Origin of the sequence: Streptococcus sp. ACS2 (assembly GCF_000525585.1) — a bacterium.
Taxonomy (GTDB): Bacteria; Bacillota; Bacilli; order Lactobacillales; family Streptococcaceae; genus Streptococcus.
The window spans coordinates 55,088-69,548 of the sequence record NZ_JALT01000031.1; the positions used below are offsets into that span (position 1 = coordinate 55,088).

The 14,461-nt window shown below is 39.4% G+C and carries 17 protein-coding genes; 9 read left to right on the forward strand and 8 right to left on the reverse strand.

Annotation, left to right across the window (positions count from 1 at the left end; all coding sequences use genetic code 11):
- Positions 1-40 precede the first annotated feature (40 nt).
- Together HMPREF1517_RS06620 and HMPREF1517_RS10305 are read left to right on the forward strand one after the other, a co-directional pair.
- A complete protein-coding gene (locus tag HMPREF1517_RS06620) occupies positions 41-1,327 on the forward strand; it encodes a peptidase U32 family protein (protein WP_037600604.1) in 1,287 nt (428 codons plus the stop codon).
- Positions 1,327-1,644, forward strand: a complete 318-nt coding sequence (locus HMPREF1517_RS10305) for a CHY zinc finger protein (RefSeq protein WP_083320407.1) — start codon at positions 1,327-1,329, stop codon at positions 1,642-1,644. The genes HMPREF1517_RS06620 and HMPREF1517_RS10305 overlap by 1 nt, the downstream gene beginning before the upstream one ends.
- Before the next feature lie 45 nt (positions 1,645-1,689).
- On the opposite strand, the gene HMPREF1517_RS06625 is transcribed toward HMPREF1517_RS10305, so the two are convergent.
- Positions 1,690-2,229, reverse strand: coding sequence for a biotin transporter BioY (locus tag HMPREF1517_RS06625; protein ID WP_037600379.1), 540 nt, complete (start codon positions 2,227-2,229; stop codon positions 1,690-1,692).
- A 96-nt stretch (positions 2,230-2,325) separates the two neighbouring features.
- Positions 2,326-2,610, reverse strand: coding sequence for a hypothetical protein (locus HMPREF1517_RS06630; RefSeq protein WP_037600382.1), 285 nt, complete (start codon positions 2,608-2,610; stop codon positions 2,326-2,328).
- A gap of 124 nt (positions 2,611-2,734) precedes the next feature.
- Here HMPREF1517_RS06630 and HMPREF1517_RS06635 point away from each other — a divergent pair, with 124 nt between their 5' ends.
- A complete protein-coding gene (locus HMPREF1517_RS06635) occupies positions 2,735-2,947 on the forward strand; it encodes a YdbC family protein (RefSeq protein WP_002886106.1) in 213 nt (70 codons plus the stop codon).
- 36 nt (positions 2,948-2,983) lie between these two features.
- On the opposite strand, the gene HMPREF1517_RS06640 is transcribed toward HMPREF1517_RS06635, so the two are convergent.
- Entirely contained in the window at positions 2,984-4,318 is a 1,335-nt protein-coding gene (locus HMPREF1517_RS06640) for an Nramp family divalent metal transporter (protein WP_037600385.1), read from the reverse strand.
- A 316-nt stretch (positions 4,319-4,634) separates the two neighbouring features.
- Here HMPREF1517_RS06640 and HMPREF1517_RS06645 point away from each other — a divergent pair, with 316 nt between their 5' ends.
- Positions 4,635-6,056 carry a hypothetical protein gene (locus tag HMPREF1517_RS06645; RefSeq protein WP_037600386.1) on the forward strand — a complete coding sequence of 474 codons (1,422 nt, stop codon included), beginning with the start codon at positions 4,635-4,637 and terminating at the stop codon, positions 6,054-6,056.
- A gap of 73 nt (positions 6,057-6,129) precedes the next feature.
- Positions 6,130-6,318, forward strand: a complete 189-nt coding sequence (locus HMPREF1517_RS10480) for a hypothetical protein (protein WP_232219566.1) — start codon at positions 6,130-6,132, stop codon at positions 6,316-6,318.
- Between the two features lie 39 nt (positions 6,319-6,357).
- Here HMPREF1517_RS10480 and HMPREF1517_RS06655 read toward each other — a convergent pair whose 3' ends face one another.
- Entirely contained in the window at positions 6,358-6,903 is a 546-nt protein-coding gene (locus HMPREF1517_RS06655; RefSeq protein ID WP_037600388.1) for a DUF7832 domain-containing protein, read from the reverse strand.
- A 53-nt stretch (positions 6,904-6,956) separates the two neighbouring features.
- Positions 6,957-8,447, reverse strand: a complete 1,491-nt coding sequence (gene lysS / locus HMPREF1517_RS06660) for a lysine--tRNA ligase (RefSeq protein ID WP_037600390.1) — start codon at positions 8,445-8,447, stop codon at positions 6,957-6,959.
- A gap of 227 nt (positions 8,448-8,674) precedes the next feature.
- Between lysS and HMPREF1517_RS06665 the strand changes: the two genes are divergently transcribed.
- The 4 genes from HMPREF1517_RS06665 (at position 8,675) to HMPREF1517_RS06680 (ending at position 12,176) form a co-directional block, all read left to right on the forward strand.
- Positions 8,675-9,985 carry a LysM peptidoglycan-binding domain-containing protein gene (locus HMPREF1517_RS06665; RefSeq protein ID WP_037600393.1) on the forward strand — a complete coding sequence of 437 codons (1,311 nt, stop codon included), beginning with the start codon at positions 8,675-8,677 and terminating at the stop codon, positions 9,983-9,985.
- A gap of 13 nt (positions 9,986-9,998) precedes the next feature.
- Positions 9,999-10,478 (forward strand): hypothetical protein, encoded by a 480-nt coding sequence (locus HMPREF1517_RS06670; protein WP_002885961.1) that lies wholly within the window; start codon positions 9,999-10,001, stop codon positions 10,476-10,478.
- Between the two features lie 318 nt (positions 10,479-10,796).
- Positions 10,797-11,699: an HAD family hydrolase gene (locus HMPREF1517_RS06675; RefSeq protein ID WP_037600396.1), complete on the forward strand. Its 903-nt coding sequence runs from the start codon at positions 10,797-10,799 to the stop codon at positions 11,697-11,699.
- Positions 11,700-11,756: 57 nt separating this feature from the next.
- The gene (locus HMPREF1517_RS06680; RefSeq protein WP_037600398.1) at positions 11,757-12,176 is read left to right on the forward strand and encodes a hypothetical protein; all 420 of its coding nucleotides are present in this window, start codon (positions 11,757-11,759) and stop codon (positions 12,174-12,176) included.
- A 100-nt stretch (positions 12,177-12,276) separates the two neighbouring features.
- Here the strand turns inward: HMPREF1517_RS06680 and HMPREF1517_RS06685 are convergent, their stop codons facing one another.
- The 3 genes from HMPREF1517_RS06685 to HMPREF1517_RS06695 form a co-directional block, all read right to left on the reverse strand.
- Positions 12,277-12,915 carry a histidine phosphatase family protein gene (locus HMPREF1517_RS06685; RefSeq protein ID WP_014634220.1) on the reverse strand — a complete coding sequence of 213 codons (639 nt, stop codon included), beginning with the start codon at positions 12,913-12,915 and terminating at the stop codon, positions 12,277-12,279.
- Positions 12,916-12,917: 2 nt separating this feature from the next.
- A complete protein-coding gene (locus HMPREF1517_RS06690; protein ID WP_014634221.1) occupies positions 12,918-13,391 on the reverse strand; it encodes an aminoacyl-tRNA deacylase in 474 nt (157 codons plus the stop codon).
- Positions 13,392-13,503: 112 nt separating this feature from the next.
- A complete protein-coding gene (locus HMPREF1517_RS06695; protein ID WP_037600402.1) occupies positions 13,504-14,406 on the reverse strand; it encodes a glycoside hydrolase family 25 protein in 903 nt (300 codons plus the stop codon).
- Between the last annotated feature and the right edge of the window lie 55 nt (positions 14,407-14,461).

Here is a 14,461-nt window from a genome sequence, read left to right on the forward strand (position 1 = left end):
CTAAAAACAAAAATCGACAATCTTGCAAATTGGAGAAATTATGACTACAACTAAAAAACGCCCAGAGGTTTTGGTACCTGCTGGGACTTTGGAAAAATTGAAAGTCGCTGTAAATTACGGCGCAGATGCTGTTTTCGTTGGTGGACAAGCCTATGGTTTGCGTAGCCGTGCCGGAAACTTTACCATGGATGAGCTTCGTGAAGGTATCGAATACGCTCACGCACGTGGTGTTGATGTGCACGTCGCTTCAAACATGGTTACCCATGAAGGAAATGAAAAAGGAGCTGGTGAGTGGTTCCGTGAATTGCGTGATATGGGACTCGATGCCGTTATCGTATCTGACCCAGCCTTGATTGAAATCTGTTCAACCTACGCTCCAGGACTTAATATCCACTTGTCAACGCAAGCATCTGCGACAAACGTTGAAACCTTCCATTTTTGGAAACAGTATGGCTTGACCCGTGTTGTTTTGGCACGTGAGGTTACTATGGAGGAATTGGCTGAAATCCGTAAACGTACGGACCTTGAAATTGAGGCCTTTGTCCATGGTGCTATGTGTATCTCATACTCAGGTCGCTGTACCCTTTCTAACCATATGTCAGACCGTGATGCCAACCGTGGTGGTTGCTCACAGTCATGCCGTTGGAAATATGATCTTTACGACATGCCATTCGGCCAAGAGCGAAAGAGTATCCACGGTGAAGTTCCTGAAGAATACTCAATGTCAGCCGTTGACATGTGTATGATTGAAAATATCCCAGACCTTATTGATAATGGTGTTGACAGCCTTAAAATCGAAGGTCGTATGAAATCTGTCCACTATGTATCAACAGTTGCTAACTGCTACAAGGCTGCTTGTGACGCTTACATGGAAAGTGCAGAAGCCTTCTACGCCATCAAAGATGATTTGATTAACGAACTCTGGAAAGTTGCCCAACGTGAATTGGCAACAGGTTTCTACTACAAGACACCAACAGAAAACGAGCAACTCTTTGGTGCCCGTCGTAAAATTCCACAATACAAATTCGTTGGTGAAGTAGTAGACTTTGATCCAGCCACTATGACAGCTACAATCCGTCAACGTAATGTTATTCTCGAAGGTGACCACGTTGAATTCTACGGACCAGGCTTCCGTCATTTTGAATGTGATATCAAAGACCTTCACGATGCTAATGGTAACAAAATTGACCGTGCACCAAACCCAATGGAACTTCTTACAATTACCGTGCCACAAGAAGTTAAATCTGGTGACATGATTCGTTCAACTAAAGAAGGTTTGATTAACCTCTACCAAAAAGACGGTTCAAGTAAAACTGTTCGTGCCTAATGACAAGTCAAATCAATGGGCTTCTGGTGGATGGTCAGAGTAGGTGTCAGCACTACCATTCCTTGCTAGATATTGTTGCCCTAAAATGCTTTGAGTGTCAGAAGTATTATGCCTGTTATCAGTGCCATGATCGCTTGGAGAATCACAATTTTCGAGCTTATCCTTGCCAGTTGAAGCAGGACAAGGTCCTTATTTGTGGCGTTTGTCGGCATGAGATGACTATTGAGGAATATCAAGAGGTAGTAGCCTGTCCCAATTGTCACAGTGCCTTTAATCCAGCTTGTTCAAAGCACTATGATATTTATTTTGAAAAATAAAAAGATTGAAGATTCTGTTCACACGAACAAAGTCTTCAATCTTTTTTAGTTAAAGTAACTATGATTTTTTAGTGCTTTTAAAACTGGCTTAGTCACCAAAGCGACAATCAGACCTTTTAAAAGATCTGGGATGATAAAGGGTGTCAAACCGACTGCTACAGCTGCAGACCATCCCATCTTTCCAAGAAAGTGCAGGCTAAGGATACCACCAACAAAGACAAGTGCATCTCCCAAAACAAAAGCCAAAAAGATCTTCCAGATAGGAGTCTTAGCATGAGCCAGTGCAGATGTGACAAGTGCAAAAAATGGGTAGGCAAGCAGATAGCCAGCTGAAGGACCAAAGAAGGCTTGGAGCCCACCGCCTCCACCTGCAAAAACGGGAAGACCAATAGCGCCTAGGATAAGGTAGAGAGTAGCGGCAAGAGTTGCCTCTCTTGGCTTAAGGATGGCAGCAACCAGTCCAACAGCAAAAGTCTGAAGCGTAATGGGAACTGCACCGATAGGAATAACAATTTGAGCCAGTGCGGCAATGATAGCAGCACCGAAGGCAGGAAGTATGAGTGACAGTGTACGGTTTTGTGTCATTTTTTAGTTAACCTTTCCTAAATAAATAGTTAACTTATTATAGCAAGGGATTCTACAATAGTCAACTCTAAAATAAAAAGAGGTTAACTGATAAAGTTAACCTCGTTGTGATATGTTTTTTAGACGTTTGATTTCTTTTAGTTCAATCATGCTGATGATCTTATCTTGCTCGATAAAGATGGCTTGTCGCTCTCTGTCATAACGGTTGATGTAGCCCTTATAGGTCTTCTGATTGGATGTCAGCATGACCATTTGGTTATAATCAATAGCATGATAGATATCGTTAATAAGCTGATTTTGCATTAGGTGGACAGGTTTGCTGTGACCTGTTTCCACAAACTGATGAAGCTGATGCTTTACTGCTTCTAAAAAGTTTATCATGGTCATTTCCCTCGTTTCTTGATAAAATAATTATAGCATGAAAGGTGAAATTTTGTGGATAACTTCTTTCTAAAACACACAATTTTCACAGAAAAAAACGAATAAAGCTAGTGGAGGTAAGCAAATGGCAGAATTTTCATTTGAAATTGAAGAAAAACTCTTGGTCTTGTCTGAGAATGACAAGGGCTGGACTAAGGAACTCAATCGTGTGAGCTTTAATGGCGCACCGGCTAAGTATGACATCCGTACATGGAGTCCAGACCATACCAAGATGGGTAAGGGGATTACCCTTAGCAATGAAGAATTCCAAGTTCTCGTTGACGCCTTCAAAAACTAAAACAAGGTCAGCATTTCGCTGGCCTTATTTTTTTGTTTAAAACGTATCAATGATAAGTTTGAGATTGAGAATGGTTAGGACAATAGCGATGGCATAACCGAGGAAAGTATTCCACTTGGCATTGACGTGTTTTCCCATGAGTGATTTCTTAGAAGTGTAGTAAATCAAAGGGAAGATAGAGAATGGCAAGGCAAGTGAAAGGAAAACCTGTGAATAAACCAGCAGTTGATCCAGAGTCTTTTCTTGATCACCGTAGAGAATAGCTACAACGATAACAGGTAGCAAGGCGAAGAGACGTGTGAATAAACGAATTACCCACTGCGGTAACCTCATGTGGAGAAAGCCTTCCATGACAATTTGGCCAGTTAGAGTACCAGTAATGGTAGAGTTTTGACCACTAGCCAAGAGCGCCAAGGCAAAGAGTGTTGAAAGTGTCGAACTAGCTACCGCACCAGCAATCCTAGAGTCCTGAAGAGCATTGTACATCTGTGAGAAAGCTGAAATATCAGAAGCATGACCAAAGAAGAGAGCTGCCCCCAAAATCAAGAGGAGGGAGTTAACCACAAAAGCCAAAGTCAACTGGATGTTAGAATCCCAGGTCATGAAACGTACAGCCTTAGTCACGTCTTTGCCATCAGAATAGTCAACCTTACGAGTCTGTGACAAGGATGAGTGCAAGTAGAGGTTATGTGGCATAACGGTCGCACCCACAATCCCAAGCGCCAAGGTCAACTGGTTGGTATGTCCAGCAGCATGTGGCTCGAAGAGCGCTGGCGTAGGGAGATAACCCTCTAGGATTCCCGTAATACTAGGCTCAGACAAAGCTACCAGATAGACAAAGATAACCAAGATGGTCAAAATCAAGGTTGAAACAATAGCCTCGATTTTTTTGAATCCTAGCTTCATGATGAGCAGTAGCAGGAAGACGTCTAGGATTGTCACCAGAATGGCAACCATAATTGGAATACCAAAGAGCAGGTTAAGAGCAATGGCAGAACCAAGCACCTCAGCTAAATCCGTCGCCATTAAGGCCAGCTCCAGAATCACCCAAAGCGTGTATCGCAACCATTTGGGCGAGTGATAGGCAGTCGCTTGAGCTAGGTCCATTTGGGTCACAATCCCTAATTTCCCAGCCATTTGTTGCAACTGCATAGCGATTAAAGATGAAATTAAGATGACAAAAAGCAGACTATACTTGTAGGTCGCCCCACCGACGACACTGGTAATCCAGTTCCCTGGATCCATGTAACCCACGGCCACAAGAGCCCCAGGTCCCAAGAAAGCCTTAAGATTTTGCCAAAAACGATTATTATTTGGTGTATCTATGGATTGGTTTACCTCAGAAAGGGAAACCTTCTTTGAAGATGTCATAAGCACCTCTTTCTAAGTCATATCTGCCTAAAAGTGTATTATTTCTAGACAGACAGACAATTATATTATAACACTATGAAGAAGATGTGCAAGGAAGGAATGGGTTGTAGAAGAATATACAATGTCCAATTAATTCTAGGAGTGTTAATATGCTAAAATTTTACTATATGAAGCTAATTATATATTTAATGTTTAAGAATGATTAAATATTTTAATTATGTTTTTAGTTTATGAAATTGATGAATGAATTGAAAAAATACGAAAACACCTTTGAAAATGTGTTAAAATAAGTTCAATAATAAATGGAGGTGTTTTTATGGAAAAAATTTCTTTTCTTGTGGCTCTAATTGTTTTTACGATATTACTTCTTGTTTGTGTGGTATATATGGTTTTAAGAAGTAAACTTTCGTATTTATTGAGACTTGTTTCATCTGTTATATTTTCAATTTGGATTATTTTGGTATTATTATGCCTGAGGTTATTTTTCTTTGAGGATTCAAAGATATTTGAAGAAATAACAAAAGGCGAGGTTTTGGCAGGTGTTGTTATTGCAATCCCAACAATAACAACTTGGTATAATGATTCCGAAGAAAAACGTAAAGATGCGATGAAAAAAGAAGTTGGAGTTGCATTTTCTAAGTGGTCCTCTGAGACTTCTGAGGAGAATAAGGAGTTGAGTTCAAAGAATTGGTTAGAAATTTCAAGAATACTAGATAAACTTGAAGTTATTAGGAAACTTGATAATGAAATAGAATTAGACTTGAATAGTTTATTTGTTTTTTTACAAGGGAAACTGCAACAAGATGTTAAAGCTGAGAAAAGCTGGAGAGAAGTTAATTCGAAAATAATTAACTTGATTTCTCATGATGAGGAAAGTACTGAATTATTTTACAAACTATTTCCTAGTAAGTCGCTAAATAAACTCTGTTTTGTAGATTTTGATCGTTGTTCTATGTTAAAAAATCTAGCTGGTAGACCCGAGGAAATTTCATTTTATAAATGCTTTTTTACAGCGAAATTTTTAGAAAATTGGGATTTTTTTGTTGAAGGTGGAACTGTGATTTTTAATGAGTGTGTCTTTGATGAAAGTATTTCAAAATCCTTTTTCAAAAGATTTTTACCTGATCAATCAAAAATAATTATTAGGAATAGTTTAGTAAATGATGAGATGGGTAGTAGTAGAGAGCAGATTTCGTTTGAATATTCAACAGAGGAAGGTTCAATACAGGATGATGCAGTTCATGATTTAAATAAACATAATTTAGATACTAATAGTATGTTGGCAAGTAAAGAATATTATGAACAAGTTATTCTAGAAAAAAGAGATGAGTGGGGTGACACACCTATTAATGATTTGCTTCAGGGAAATGGTGCAGAAGTTATTACTATTAGTGATGATATACGAATATCTATTAATAATCGAATTATTGATGCATTAGAAAAGAAATTACATTTAGGAATTACAAAAGAAAACTCAAAAATTAGTAGGAGTAAAAATTATGTACAGGAAATGAAAGCTGGGTATTTGTATGAATGGTGGTCTTGGAATACGGTTATGAAAGATAAAATTGATTCTCAATTCAAATTTTTTATTTTTGCAGTACAGTGGGATAATAATCAAAAAGATAAATTTAGATGTATTATTTTTAATAGGGAGAGTTTCGAAAAACTTATGTCTAAGAAAAAGCTAAGTAATGGTGATAGGTATTTCTTTTACTTTACAAGCCCAAAATACTAAAATAAATGTTATGGCAGACTGAATTATCTTTTTCATTGATATTTTTTAAATACCTAAAATAGGTAATTTAGCATTGCATTACACAGATCACCTTAAAAATCCTGGAATGACGGGCGATTACATCGGCCTCTGGAAGTCTCGTTGGCATGAAGAAAACAAAGCCTGGCTTTATCCTGCGAAACAATACGCTATCTATGCCGTAGTAGCCCTTGCTTGTTTGTCAGCTTGGGTCGCAGCTTCAAAAGCAAAATTTTGGAAATAAGAAAATGCTTCTCTCGATTGAGGGAAGCGTTTTTAAATATTATCTGATGGGAGTCTTATATTGACTAAACATCTCGTCAATATCATCTTCAACCAAGTGATAGATTTTCCAGTCAAATTCAGTTCTAGCAACATCATCAATCAAGACTGTATAACAGAAATCCATGTAATCTTCATAAAAATCAGAGATGAAGGGAAGGAGTGTGTTACTGATATCAGTTGAATAGAGTTTTTCATCAAGATGTTTAAAGAGATAGTCTGTACCCGTAATCGTTTCATTCTTGAGTTTTTGTGCATCCTCAAGGTTAAATCCATCACTTTGGGGATTCAGGAAATCATGTTTTGCTAGCCAGGCGACGAAGATACTGAGATGAAAAGCAGCTCTTTTACTAATCCCTTGCATATCTGATTGGCTTAGTTTTTCTGAAGGGATATCGTTTTCTTCACAATAAAATACAAGTGCGTGATCGAAGAAATAATCTGTGCGGTCTATGAGAAAGTCTACTTGGCTTTCTTCTATTTTTGTATCAGCCTGTTCACCCACACTTGATTTTTTCTTAAATAGGGACTGTAATTTTTTGAACACGTTTATACCTCATATAAAAATATCCCATTATTTGACTAATGGGATATCACTTTTTATTTCATCGTTGGGAACAACAAGACATCACGGATGGTTGTTGTGTCAGTGAGAAGCATGCAGAGACGGTCGATACCGATTCCGAGTCCACCTGTTGGTGGCATACCGTATTCGAGAGCTTCAACGTAGTCGTAGTCGATGCCTGTTGCTTCGTCGTCACCGAGTTCTTTAGCAGCAGCTTGTGCTTCGAAACGTGACAATTGATCGATTGGGTCGTTCAATTCGGTGAAGGCATTTCCGTACTCTTTTGTCATGATGAAGAGCTCGAAACGGTCAGTGAAGCGTGGATCTTCTGGGTTTTTCTTAGCCAATGGAGACACAGCAACTGGGTGACCGTAAACGAAAGTTGGTTGAATCAATGTTTCTTCAACGAATTCTTCGAAGAAGGCGTTGATGATGTGACCAACTTCAGTGTAGTGTTTTTCAACTGGAACATTCTTTTCTGCAGCGATTGCTTTGGCTTCATCCAAAGTCATATCTTGCCAGAAGTCAACACCAGTGATTTCCTTGATTGCATCAACCATGTGGATGCGTTTGAATGGTTCGTTAATCTTGATTTCAGTTCCTTGGTAGTTGATAGGTCCATCACCTTTAACCGCTTTAGCAGCGTGTTGGATGATACCTTCAGTCAAGTTCATGATATCGTGGAAGTCAGCGTAAGCTTGGTAAACTTCGATAGATGTGAACTCAGGGTTGTGAGTGGCATCCATACCTTCGTTACGGAAGATACGTCCGATTTCGTAAACACGTTCCATACCACCAACAATGAGACGTTTGAGGTGGAGCTCAGTCGCGATACGAAGTACCATGTCGATGTTTTGTGCATTGTGGTGAGTGATGAAAGGTTTAGCAGCAGCACCACCAGCTTCATTGTGAAGAACAGGTGTTTCTACTTCAAGGAAACCTTGAGCATCGAGGTAGCGACGGATTTCAGAAATGATTTTTGAACGTGTGACAAAGCGGTCAAAGCTTTCACGGTTAGAAATCAAATCGAGGTAACGTTTACGGTAGATGGTTTCAACGTCTGAAAGTCCGTGGAATTTCTCAGGCAATGGGCGAAGGGCTTTAGACAAGTGCGTGATATGAGTAGCCTTGATAGAAAGTTCTCCCATATCTGTACGCATAACTTCACCTTCGACGCCGAGGAAGTCACCAAGGTCAGCTTTCTTGAAGATGTCGTAGTTTTCTTCACCGACAGCATCTTTACGTACGTAGATTTGGATTTGACCATCGCGGTCTTGGATGTGGGCGAAGCCAACTTTACCTTTGCCACGTTTAGTCATCAAACGACCTGCGATTGTAGCAGTTTCGTTGATTTCGTGCAATTCTTCTTTTGTTTTGTCAGTGTATTTTTCTTTTAATTGACCAGATGTAGCTGTGCGTTCGAATCGCTTACCAAAAGGATCGATTCCTTGTTCAGCCAAGGCCGCCATTTTTTCACGACGGACAATCTGTTGATCGTTCAATTCTTCCATGTGTTGATTTGACATGTTAGTCCTCCATAAAATAGTCGTAATTATTGTATCATAAATCACCTTCTAAAGATAGGACAAATGATTAAATGTCAGATAAATAAAGATAGGATTTGTCTATTTTTAGGACAAATCATTAACTAGCATTAATCTTTGATTAGAAAGTTATAGAATTTATTGACAAATATAATAAAAAGGGTGTACAATAGCAAAGTAAGTTTCGTATGATATAAGGAGGAAATACGATGAAAAAGAAAAATTATGTTAGTAAAGCCGTGATGCTTGGCGCTTTACTAGCACCTATTGGGATGCCTACGGTATCTGTGTTAGCAGATAGCTTTTATCAAAATCAAACGAGTGCTCACGCTGCTGATATTACAAACTGGATTGCCAGCACACCTGAACAAATTACAAATAATTTGACAACTCAGAACATCAATCCACAGCAGTTAGATGGCCAACAGTACGTGATTCAATGGGGAGATACCTTGTGGGGAATCTCTCAAGCGACTGGAATTTCTATTGAAAAATTAGCCTATGATAACAATATTCAGAATATTGATCTTATCTTTGCAGGTGATGTCCTCATCTTGAAACGTGATGGTGATGTCCCAGCAGGTTATCATGTCACTGGTAATGGTTACCGTTGTGCACATTCTAAGATTGTTATCAACTACTACGGTGATAACAACCGAGTGATTATCAATAATAGCACTTTTGTTTCTGATGACCATTCTAAGAATACAGTGATTTACGCTCCAGATAATTCTGACAATAGCGTTTCATTCTCAAATAATACGACTAACAATAATAACGATAAAGACAAAGATACTAAAGAGTCTAAAGATAGCAAGGACTCATCTTCGACATCATCAGAATCTAAAGATGCTTCATCAAGCTCAACAAGTGGATCTTCATCATCATCTTCTGCATCAAGCTCAACAGCAAGTAGTAGTGAAAGTAAAGCAAGTACAGAAAGTTCTAAGGAAAAAGAATTGACTGATGATGCTTTCCAAGATAAGGTTCAAAGTGAATTCGAACAAGTATATCAACAAAAACGCTCAGGTAGTCCTGCATGGACTTTCTTCTTACATGCAGATGATAAGAATGGTAAAAATGTTGAATATAAGAAGGACACTGAAAGCACAGCCCTTTACCTGCAAGGTGAAACACCTAAGTCTCAAGACATTGTAGATGGACCTAAAGATGGTGCCAAAACGGAAGCCAATGCCAAAGCTCTCGCTCAAAAGATTTATGACGCTCTTAACAGGGATAGTAAGATCTCAGACCTTATCAAGGCAAAATATGCCCAAATTCAGGTAAGTTATAAGGGTGATAAGTGGGCTTTCAACGTTGATGTTTACAAAGAAAAAGAAAGTTCATCATCAAGCACTGAAAAATCATCTGAATCTAAGGCTTCATCAAGTGATGATTCTCAAACAGAAACACGCATGAGTTCAAGCTCATCAAGCCTTGAACGCTCATCATCAAGTTCTTCAAGCCACACTGAAACAGACTCAGAGGCAACTTTCTCTGACCTAACTGGTGACGAATAGAGAGGGGCAACACATGTCAAAGAGAAATATCATTATTAGTGTTGTTCTTGCCTGTCTCTTGGTTACGGGAGCTGGATTTGGTGCTTTCTATTACTGGGGAACACACCATTTAGATAGTGTTGTACCTGGTAAGGTTTACCAATACTCAAGTACTCTAAACGGTGAGGTCAATAATCGTGTCATGTATGTAGCCTTCCAAGAAGGTGGGAACAAGGCGCTTGTGAGTCAAGATCGTACGACAGTGGTTAACGCTGCTAAGAGTCAGACTGATTTTGACAAGGCCTATAATGACCAAACAGCTAAGTGGGAATACAGTGTGACAAAAACTACTTTGACTCTTGGTAAAAAAGAGGACGATCAATTGTCACAATGGCAGTACAACAAGGTCTTTGCTTATGGTGACCACTTCACTTCAAAGGATTTCTATTACCAGATTGCCAAAGGTGGTCAGGGTGAAGTCAAACAAAAAATGACCTTCAAAGAAATTAAATAAGTATCTGAATATGACAAGATGCTTTAGGTTTGGGACAAATTGTTCCAAACCTTTTTCTATCTTCAAAACACGAATAATCTTTCCTTAAGTGGGGTCGAAAATTGAAAAGAAAGGGCAAAAACGGTATAATAAGACTGTTTGGGCAATTGCATTCTGAAAAAAACAGACGAGTAAGATTGCCCCAAGACAGTTGACTTAAAGCTTACTTTGGCAAGACTGAAGATTAAATTAAGAGCTGACTCATGTAGTAGTTTAGTTGTTAGTTTCCTAATTTATCTAAGTCTCTGACAAGAGAATGATATAAGAAAGAACGGACAGATGATTACTTCTATTGTTTTTGACGTTGACGATACTATTTATGACCAACAGGCACCTTATCGTATTGCCATGGAAAAATGTTTCCCTGACTTTGATATGAGCCACATGAATCAAGCCTACATTCGTTTCCGCCACTATTCTGATGTTGGTTTTCCACGTGTAATGGCCGGTGAGTGGACAACTGAGTATTTCCGTTTTTGGCGCTGTAAAGAGACCCTTTTGGAGTTTGGCTACCGTGAAATTGATGAAGAAACGGGTAACCATTTCCAAGAGGTTTACGAGCATGAGTTGGAGAATATCACCATGCTTGATGAGATGCGCATGACACTTGATTTTCTCAAGGAAAAAAATGTTCCTATGGGTATTATTACCAATGGACCAACAGAGCACCAACTTAAGAAAGTCAAGAAGTTGGGACTTTATGATTATGTGGACCCTAAGCGTGTCATCGTCAGTCAAGCGACAGGTTTCCAAAAGCCTGAGAAGGAAATCTTCAACCTTGCAGCTGAGCAATTTGATATGAATCCATCGACGACGCTCTACGTTGGAGATTCTTATGACAATGATGTCATGGGTGCCTTCAATGGTGGCTGGCATTCTATGTGGTTTAACCACCGTGGACGTAGCCTCAAACCAGGTACTAAGCCAGTCTTCGACTTGGAAATCGACAATTTTGAGCAACTCTTTGGAGCGGTAAAAGTCCTTTTCGATCTTCCAAATAACAAATATATCTTTGATATCAATGATAATGAAAATCCAGTCCTTCAACTAGGTATCAATAATGGTCTTATGATGGCGGCTGAACGTCTTCTTGAGAGCAATATGAGTATTGATAAAGTGGTTATCCTTCTTCGTTTGAATGCGAACCAGGAAAAAATCCTTCGTATGAAATATGGAAGATAATAGAGCGGCCTCGTATGGCCGTTTTATTGTCTAGAACGTGAGATAAGGAGTTTGAAAATGGTAGAAATCAACAACTTAAAACATGATATTGAAGCACTAAGTGCTGAACGTGATGCTTTGAGAAAAGAGGTAGAAGCACTCGAAGCCAAACGTGACGATCTCTTCGAAGGTATTAGAGATGCAGAGCAGATGAAGGGCGTTGCTTGGGATTCCTATTATGCATTAGTAGACCACCTTAATGCTGAGGAAAAGCAAAGAGGGTTTGCTAACAACTATTGGGAACATGTTCATAGAACTGTCAAAATAGATATGGAATTTGTTTTGAGTCGTGGTCTTCGTTTTAAGCGTTTATTGTCTGAAGGACAGTATGATCTTGTCTTACAGGAACTAGACGTTTTCGAAAAGGAATTAGATGATTTGGCTCGAGGATTTGGTGTTGAATTAGACCGTTTGCCAGAGGAACCGAGTTGGAAATAATGGAAGTGAAGCTCTTGAAGTAGTAGGCTTTAAGGGCTTTTTGAGTGCAAAAAAGCGACCCTTGTTCAGGATCGCTTGTCTTATGAAGTCAGTCGATGATTTAGCTGATCTTGTTTTGTTCATCCATATAAGATGTATCATTCCAACATTTGAGAGTGAAGTGCTCGAAATCATTGGTTTCGAGAATAGTGACAGAAGCATTGTCAAGACCTCCTGCCTTACGAAGAAGACCCGGTTCAAAACCAAGGAGGGTACGGATAGAAGCTGTTAGGTTAGCTCCGTGACCAACAATGAGGACATTTTTAGCATCACTATCTTTAAGTGTTTTGACAAATTCGGCCACACGTTTGGTTGTCTGGTAAACAGATTCAGCTTGGAAGTCATTAGCACGGAAGTTGGCTAGGTTATGACGGAAGGCATCCATTTCTTTTGGATAGATGGCCTGAACGAGTGAAATTTTTTGTCCTTCCAGTTTGCCAAGCTGCCATTCACGCAAAGCTTTAGTGTAGGTAACTTTAGCTTTAGGTTTTTGAGACTCCATGATGAGCTCTGTAGTTTTTTTAGCACGTGGTAGGTCACTTGAGAAGACCAAGTCAAAATGAGTGTCACTAAGATAGTGACCTAGCTCACGTACTTGTTCAACAGATTCTTTAAGCAAAGGCGAGTCTCCCTTGGCGCCTTGAAGTCGGCCTTCCAAGTTCCACTCAGTTTTACCGTGACGTACAAAATACAGTTTCATGATTACTCCTTAATATCAGCAAATTCAGCATTAACAAAATCAGCAAGTTCTTGACTATTGATACGGATAGAGCGCCCAATTTCTCCCGCTGAGACAATAAGGAAACCAGCTTCTTGGGCAGACTGATCGATGTAAATAGGGAAATTGTGTTTTTGGCGAATTCCCACTGGGTTGTTGGCTCCGTGAACATAGCCAGTCGTTTTTTGGAGATCCTTTTGTGGAATCATTTGAACTTTCTTGTTCCCTGAAATTTTAGCTAATTTCTTTTCAGACAGGTGCTCGGTGATAGGGACGATGCCGATGACTGGTCCTGTCTTATCTCCCTTAAGGGCGAGGGTTTTATAAATGCTCTCACGTGCCACATCTTCTGGAAGCTCTCCTTCTAAACCATTGAAGGATAAGCTATCATGGTCAATTTTAGCTTTATCAAGAATTTGGTCAACCAAGGTTTTCTTGACTTTGCCTTTCTTAGCCATTGTCATATCTCCTTTTAAAGTTATACATTTCTACCATCCATTATAACACATTCGTCCGAACACGCCTAAACCAATTTGACAAGAAGAAAACCAGTGCCTTAGACACTGGTTTTTACTGACTACTAGATGAACTTGTCGAAGTAGTCTTCTTATTTTTAGTTGGTTTTTGCTTAATCTTACCAAAGAGTTTTTCAAAGGTTTTACGTTTGTTTTTCTCTGGATTGATTTGGTTAAGATCTAGGATGTTGTCGAAACCTGGAAGGCTTCCTTGAGACGTATACTGGTGAAGGTCATAGTCGATTTCAGTGTTTGGTAAAGCCTCGTAATAACCAGAATCGGTACCGTAGGCTGGAATCCAAACAGCGTCGAAGTTTTTAGTTGAAACTTCTTGCTCGAGCATGAAATAAGCACCAATATAGAGACCAACATTTTCAGCTCCAAGTCGTTTGAGCTCAGCGAGAAAGGCTTGGACACCTTGCTCCATGTTAGACATGGTTTCCTCTTCGACGTCAATCCAGTAATAAGTCGGTTTGTATGGAGAAGCATTTTTGTAGAAAATACGAGCTTCTTCCTTCATCTCCTTGACAGAAGTACCTTGAGCGTAGGAATAGACGGCAACTGGAACGTCACGTTTTTTGAGTTCTTTAATATGTGTTTTAAAAGATTTGTCGACCCCATTCGAACTAGCGGCATTGCTATCCTTACTAATCAGTGATCCACCGAAGACGCGGACGATAGCACCAGAAATATGATTTGACAAGACATCGTAATCGATATCCTGAGGTAGTTGCCACCCTGAAAGGTCGATAATGGGATTGAGTATCAGCTCCTCGTCGGAACTGCTAGATGTACTACTGGTTGTTGTTTTTGGTGTAGTAGCATAAGGAATAGCAGATTTCACGTTTTGAAGATGCGCCTGTTGTTTGGACGTATTGTGAATATTTGCAATAACTAATGCTAATCCTAAAAGAGCTAGAACCACGTAAACAACGATCGGTTTTATTCTTTTTCTCATTACTCCCATTCTACCTTAAATAGCGCAAAAATGCAAAATAGAATGTTTATAAATT